7 protein-coding genes are annotated in these 5,072 nt (G+C 70.3%); all 7 read left to right on the top strand.

Annotation, left to right across the window (positions count from 1 at the left end):
- Position 1: 1 nt before the first annotated feature.
- Entirely contained in the window at positions 2 to 1,171 is a 1,170-nt protein-coding gene (locus AC1DOC_RS18550; RefSeq protein ID WP_478130242.1) for an aminotransferase-like domain-containing protein, read from the top strand.
- A 25-nt stretch (positions 1,172 to 1,196) separates the two neighbouring features.
- Positions 1,197 to 1,829 carry a DJ-1/PfpI family protein gene (locus AC1DOC_RS18545; RefSeq protein WP_478079144.1) on the top strand — a complete coding sequence of 211 codons (633 nt, stop codon included), beginning with the start codon at positions 1,197 to 1,199 and terminating at the stop codon, positions 1,827 to 1,829.
- A gap of 25 nt (positions 1,830 to 1,854) precedes the next feature.
- Positions 1,855 to 2,526, top strand: coding sequence for a LysE family translocator (locus tag AC1DOC_RS18540; RefSeq protein WP_062363433.1), 672 nt, complete (start codon positions 1,855 to 1,857; stop codon positions 2,524 to 2,526).
- Between the two features lie 5 nt (positions 2,527 to 2,531).
- Positions 2,532 to 3,173 carry a glutathione S-transferase family protein gene (locus AC1DOC_RS18535; protein ID WP_478130241.1) on the top strand — a complete coding sequence of 214 codons (642 nt, stop codon included), beginning with the start codon at positions 2,532 to 2,534 and terminating at the stop codon, positions 3,171 to 3,173.
- Positions 3,174 to 3,178: 5 nt separating this feature from the next.
- Positions 3,179 to 4,105, top strand: a complete 927-nt coding sequence (locus tag AC1DOC_RS18530; protein WP_478079142.1) for a PhzF family phenazine biosynthesis protein — start codon at positions 3,179 to 3,181, stop codon at positions 4,103 to 4,105.
- A 13-nt stretch (positions 4,106 to 4,118) separates the two neighbouring features.
- The gene (locus AC1DOC_RS18525) at positions 4,119 to 4,811 is read left to right on the top strand and encodes a VOC family protein (RefSeq protein ID WP_478079141.1); all 693 of its coding nucleotides are present in this window, start codon (positions 4,119 to 4,121) and stop codon (positions 4,809 to 4,811) included.
- Position 4,812: 1 nt separating this feature from the next.
- Positions 4,813 to 5,072: LysE family translocator (locus tag AC1DOC_RS18520; protein WP_478130240.1), on the top strand; the 260-nt coding region annotated here is incomplete at its 3' end.

Raw genomic sequence — 5,072 nt, 5'->3', positions numbered from 1 at the left:
GATGAATCCGTCGGTGCTGCGTGAAATCCTCAAGGTCACCGAGCGCCCCGGCATCATCAGCCTGGCCGGCGGCCTGCCCTCGCCCAAGACCTTCCCGATCCAGGCCTTTGCCGACGCCTGCGCCGAAGTGCTGCACAACGATGGCCAGGCCGCGCTGCAGTACGCCGCGAGCGAAGGCTATGCGCCGCTGCGCCAGGCCGTGGCCGACATGCTGCCGTGGAACGTCGATCCCGCGCAGGTGCTCATCACCACCGGCTCGCAGCAGGGCCTCGACCTGGTGGCCAAGGTGCTCATCGATCCGGGCAGCAAGGTGCTGGTCGAGACGCCCACCTACCTGGGCGCGCTGCAGGCCTTCGGCCCGATGGAGCCGAACCCGGTGAGCGTGGCGAGCGACGACGAGGGCGTGATCGTCGAAGACCTGGTGGCCAAGGCGAAGGATGGGCGCTTCATCTACCTGCTGCCCAATTTCCAGAACCCCACCGGCCGCACCATGACCGAGGCGCGCCGTGCGGCGGTGTCGGCCGCTGCGGCCGCGGCCGGCCTGCCGATCGTCGAGGACAACCCGTACGGCGAACTGTGGTTCGACGAAGCCCCGCCGCTGCCGCTCACGGCGCGCAACCCCGAAGGCTGCATCTACCTGGGTTCGTTCTCGAAGGTGCTCGCACCGGGCCTGCGCCTGGGCTTCCTGGTTGCGCCGAAGGCCATCTTCCCGAAGCTGCTGCAGGCCAAGCAGGCGGTCGACCTGCACACGCCGATCTTCACGCAGCGCATGGTCTCGGCCGTGATGAAGGACAACTTCCTCGAGCGCCACGTGCCCACCATCCGCGCGCTCTACAAGCGCCAGCGCGACGCGATGATGGCCGCGCTCACGCGCGAGATGGCCGGGCTGGACGTGAAGTTCAACGCGCCCAAGGGCGGCATGTTCCTGTGGGCCCGGCTGCCCGAAGGCATCGACACCGTCGCGCTCTTGCCCAAGGCGGTGGAGCGCAACGTGGCCTTCGTGCCGGGCGCGCCCTTCTATGCGGACCAGGGCGATCCGCGCACGCTGCGGCTGTCGTTCGTGACCGCCAGCGTCGAGGAGATCGACACCGCCATCGCCGCGCTGGCCCTGACGCTGCGCGAAGAGCTGGCGCTGCTGGGCGAACGCAGGCTTGCGCCCGAACCCGTCTGAGCCGCACAACACAAGGCAGACCACGATGCACATCGCCATCCTGACTTTCGACGGCTTCAACGAACTCGACTCGCTGATCGCGCTCGGGGTGCTCAACCGCATCAAGAGGCCGGGCTGGCGCGTGACGCTGGCCGCGCCCAGCGCCACGGTTACCTCGATGAACGGCGTCACCGTCCATGCGAGCTCCACGCTCGAGGCGGCCGCCGAGGCCGGCGCGGTGCTCGTCGGCAGCGGCATCCGCACGCGCGAGATCGCGGCCGACCCGGCCATCATGGGCGCGCTGCGCCGGCTCGATGCGAAGCGGCAGCTGATCGGCGCGCAATGCTCGGGCACGCTGCTGCTCGCCAAGCTGGGCCTGCTGGGCGCGGTGCCGGCCTGCACCGACCTCACGACCAAGCCCTGGGTGCAGGAGGCCGGCGTCGAGGTGCTCAACCAGCCTTTCTTCGCCAAGGGCAACGTGGCAACCGCCGGCGGCTGCCTGTCGGCGCCCTACCTCGCGGCCTGGCTCATCGCACGCAGCGAGGGCATCGAGGCCGCGACGAGCGCGCTGCACTACGTGGCGCCGGTGGGCGAGAAGGAAGACTACGTGGCGCGCGCGCTGCGCAACATCGAGCCTTACCTCCCCTCGGTTCCAGCAGCCACGGCCGCAGCTGCCTGAAGGAAGCATCGCAAGAAGACACACCATGATCAGCCTCGCCACGCTCGCGCTCTTCCTGCTGGCCGTTCTCGCGCTGTTCCTGTCGCCGGGGCCGAACATGGCCTTCGTGCTCTCGCACGGCGTGGCCCATGGGCCGCGCGGCGGCTTCGCGGCGGCGCTGGGCATCTCGTCGGCCGACCTGGTGCACACGCTCTTCGCCGCCACCGGCGTGACGGCGCTGGTCGCGGCCTGGCCGCCCTCGTTCGACCTGCTGCGCTACGCGGGTGCGCTGTACCTGCTGTGGCTCGCGGTGCAGGCCCTTCGCAGCAGCGGCGGCCTCCCCACGGGAGCGCGTGCGCAGCCATCCGCCTTCGCGCGCATCGTGCGCATGGCTTTCCTGAACAACCTCGTCAATCCGAAGGCGCTGCTGTTCTTCATGGTGTTCCTGCCGCAGTTCGTCGACCCGGCGCGCGGCAGCGTACCCTTGCAACTGGTGCAGCTCGGCGTCATGCTGTCGGCAGCCGCACTCGCGTTCAACACGCTGCTCGGCGCCTGCAGCGGACAGCTCGGCCGCTGGCTGCAGCGCCGCCCGGGGGCTGAAAAGTTCCAGCGCGGCCTGCTGGCCCTGGTGATGGTCGGCCTGGCGATTCGCCTGCTGCTGCTCGACCGTCCCGCCGTRCCATCCGCCCTGTCCGCCACACCTGTCCAAGGAAGCTGAACACCATGCTCAACATCTGGGGCCGCATCAGTTCGATCAACGTGCGCAAAGTCGTCTGGTGCGCGCAGGAACTCGGGCTCGACTTTCAACGCACCGAGGCCGGCGGCCGCTTCGGCGTGGTGCAGACGCCCGAGTACCTGGCGCTCAATCCGAACGCGATGGTGCCCACCATCGACGACGGCGAAGGCAGCGATCGCGTCACGCTGTGGGAATCGAACGTGATCGTGCGCTATCTCTGCGCCAAGCACTCGCACGGCAAGTTCTACCCGAGCGAGCTGCCCGCGCGCTYCGATGCCGAGCGCTGGATGGACTGGCAGCAGACCACGCTCAACCGCGCGAGCCGCGACGCCTTCGTGCAATGGGTGCGCACGCTGCCGGCCGAGCGCGACCCCGCGCTGATCGCGGCCTCGGTGCATGCGAGCGAGGCGCTGTTCGCGATGCTCGACGCGCATCTTTCGCGGCAGCCCTTCATGGCCGGCGACCGCTTCACCATGGCCGACATTCCCATCGGCTGCGAGGCGCACCGCTGGTTCGGCCTGCCGCCGGCCGAATACCAGCGCCCGAGCTGGCCGAACCTCGAACGCTGGTACGGCGAACTGATCTCCCGGCCGGGCACGCGCGGCGTGCTCGACCTCCCGCTCGAATGAAAAGCATGAAACCCCGCCCGTTCAAACAAGTCGACGTCTTCACCGCCACGCCCTACCTCGGCAACCCGCTCGCCGTGGTGCTCGACGGCAGCGGCCTGGGCGACGCCGAGATGCAGCGCTTCGCGCAGTGGACCAACCTGTCGGAAACCACCTTCCTGCTGCCGCCGACCGAACCCTCGGCCGACTACCGCGTGCGCATCTTCACGCCCGGCGGCGAGCTGCCCTTTGCGGGCCATCCCACCATCGGCAGCTGCCATGCCTGGCTGCAGGCCGGCGGCAAGCCGAAGGCGGCGGGCCGGATCGTGCAGCAGTGCGCGGCCGGCCTGGTGCCGCTGCGCCATGAAGGCGAGCGCCTGGCTTTCTCGGCCCCGCCGCTCAAGCGCAGCGCGCCCAGCCCCACGCTGCTGGCCAAGGTGGCGGGTGCGCTGGGCCTGAAGGCGCAGCAGGTGGTCGCGGCCCAGGTGCTCGACAACGGACCGGTGTGGTTCGGCCTGCTGCTCAGCGATGCGGACACCGTGCTCCGGCTGGTGCCCGACCACCGCATGCTCAAGGAGCTGGGCGTGAAGGCCGGCGTGGCGGGTGTGCCGACCGAGCAGGGCGCGTCGATGCTGATCGGCCGCTCGAACCGCGAGGCGCGCGCCTTCGGCGGCAAGTCCGTTGCCATCGACCAAGACGACGGCCAGAAGATCGACCTCGAGGTACGCGCCTTTGCCGCGCCCATCGGCGTGGAAGAAGACCCGGTCACCGGCAGCCTCAACGCCAGCCTGGCCGAATGGCTGATTGCCGACGGCCACATGCCCGCGCGCTATGTGGCCGCGCAGGGCCAGTGCCTCGGCCGTTCCGGGCGGGTGTACATCGAGCGCGACGCCGACGGCAAGGTGTGGGTCGGCGGCGATGCCGTGGCCTGCGTCGACGGCCAGGTCACGCTGTAGGGCACAACACACCATGCACGCGCAGCTCGACCACCTGGTGATCGCCGCCGCCTCGCTGGCCGAGGGCGTGGCGTGGTGCGAGGCCACGCTCGGCGTCACGCCGGGCCCCGGTGGCTCGCATCCGCTGATGGGCACGCACAACCGGCTGCTGAACATCGCGGCCGAGGGGTTCCCGCAGGCCTACCTCGAAATCATCGCGATCGAGCCCGGCAAGCGGCCATCGCGCCCCGGCACGCGCCGCTGGTTCGACCTGGACGACCCGGTGCTGCAGGCCGGGCTCGCGCGGCGCGGACCGCGGCTGGTGCACTTCGTCGCGCGCGTGCCTGATGCACACGCCGCGCTGCAGGCGCTGGCGCACGAGGAGCACGCGCACATCGACCGTGGGCAGTTGCTCGAAGCCTCGCGCGACACGCCCGCCGGTCGGCTCGAATGGCAGATCACGGTGCGCAACGACGGCCAGCGCCTCTTCTACGGCGCGCTGCCCACGCTGATCCAGTGGGGCCCGGTGCATCCCACCGACGCCATGCCGGCCTCAGGCCTTGCGATGCGCTCGCTGCAGGCCACGCATCCGCGCGCGGCCGACCTCTCTGCGGCGCTGTCGGCCATCGGCATGGCCGGCATGGCGGTGCAGGCCGGCGCACCCAATCTGGTGGCCGTGCTCGACACGCCCCGCGGCCCCGTCACGCTTCAATCCGAAGGACTCTGACATGCTGAGCTTGACCGAAATCGCCTGGTTCGCACTCGCCTCGATGCTGCTGGCGCTCACGCCGGGGCCGAACATGATCTATTGCGTGTCGCGCACGCTCATCCAGGGCCGGCGCGCCGGGCTGGTCTCGCTCGGCGGCGTGATGATGGCCTTTCTTGCGCACCTGTTCGCGGCCGCGCTCGGCCTCACCGCGCTGCTGCTGGCGGTGCCGGTCGCGTTCGACGCGATCCGGCTTGCCGGCGCCGCCTACCTGCTGTGGCT

The organism is Variovorax sp. 01T439_2, assembly GCF_056398445.1.
This window is presented reverse-complemented; position numbering and strand designations above follow the sequence as displayed.